Below are 1,369 nucleotides of genomic sequence, written 5' to 3' on the forward strand. Positions count from 1 at the left end.
ACCCCCCACACCACGAGCCCGACGCACCCCGCGACCTCGTCGGCATCGGCATCGGACCCTTCAACCTCTCCCTCGCCGCCCTCGCCCAGCCCCTCACCGCCCTCGACGCCGTCTTCTACGAGCAGCGGCCCGCCTTCGGCTGGCACCCCGGGCTCCTCATCGACGGCGCCACCGTCCAAGTCCCCTTCCTCGCCGACCTGGTGACCCTCGCCGACCCCACCAGCCACTGGACCTTCCTCAACTACCTCAGGACCCGCGAGCGCCTCTTCCCCTTCTACTTCGCCGAGCGCTTCCACATCCAGCGCGCCGAATACGACGCCTACTGCCGCTGGGTCGCCGAGAACCTCCCTGGACTCCACTTCAGCCACCAGGTCGACGCCGTCCGCTTCAACCCCGAACGCGACGTCTTCGAGGTCGACTTCACCCAGCTCGACAGCGACGGCGAGGCCGAGGCGCTGGGCCGCACGTACACCAAGAACGTCGTCCTCGGCATCGGCACCGAGCCCTACGTGCCGGAACCCCTGAAGCCCCTCGTCGAGGCACCCGGCGTGCCCGTCATCCACGCCACCGACTACCTCGACCACCGCAAGAGACTCCTCGCCGCCGAGCACGTCACCGTCGTCGGCTCAGGACAGTCCGGCGCGGAGATCTTCCTCGACCTCCTGCGCAACCGCCCCACCGGCCACGAACGACTCCACTGGCTCGGCCGCACCGAAGCCTTCGCCCCCATGGAGTACTCCAAGCTCGGCCTCGAACACTTCACCCCCGACTACACCCGCTACTTCCACGCCCTGTCCGAAAGCGTCCGCGACCGCCTCGGCACCACCCAGTGGCAGCTCCACCGCGGCATCGACACCGACACCATCGCCGCCATCCACGACGAGCTCTACCGACGCACCCTGCACGGCGGCTGGCCCGACACCGTCCTCACCCCCGGCGTCCGCGTCCGCACCGCCGGCCGCATCGCCACCACGAAGATCGAACTCCACCTCGAACACACCCAGCAGGGCACCCGCTCCCGCCTCACCACCGACGCCGTCGTCCTCGCCACCGGCCACCGCGAACGCCCCCTCGACCGCATCCTCGCCGGACTCGACCCCTACCTGCGCCGCGACAGCCGCGAACGCCCCCGCGTCGACGAACACTTCCGCCTCGTCCTCGACCCGTCCGTCACCGGCGCCGACTGCCACGTCTACGTCCAGAACGCCGAACGCCACACCCACGGCGTCGGCACCCCCGACCTCGGCCTCGCCGCCTGGCGCAGCGCCACCATCCTCAACACCGTCACCGGCAAGGACGCCTACCCGCTGCCCACCCGCACCGCCTTCACCACCTTCGGCCTCGAAGACCGGCTGCCCCGGATCCCGAC

The 1,369-nt window shown here is 70.5% G+C and carries 1 protein-coding gene; it reads left to right on the forward strand.

The window, feature by feature from the left end:
• Positions 1 to 1,369 (forward strand): lysine N(6)-hydroxylase/L-ornithine N(5)-oxygenase family protein (locus EHS43_RS44585; protein ID WP_260471015.1); only part of this gene is annotated, 1,369 nt, incomplete at both ends.

Origin of the sequence: Streptomyces sp. RP5T (assembly GCF_003933965.1) — a bacterium.
Taxonomy (GTDB): Bacteria; Actinomycetota; Actinomycetes; order Streptomycetales; family Streptomycetaceae; genus Streptomyces.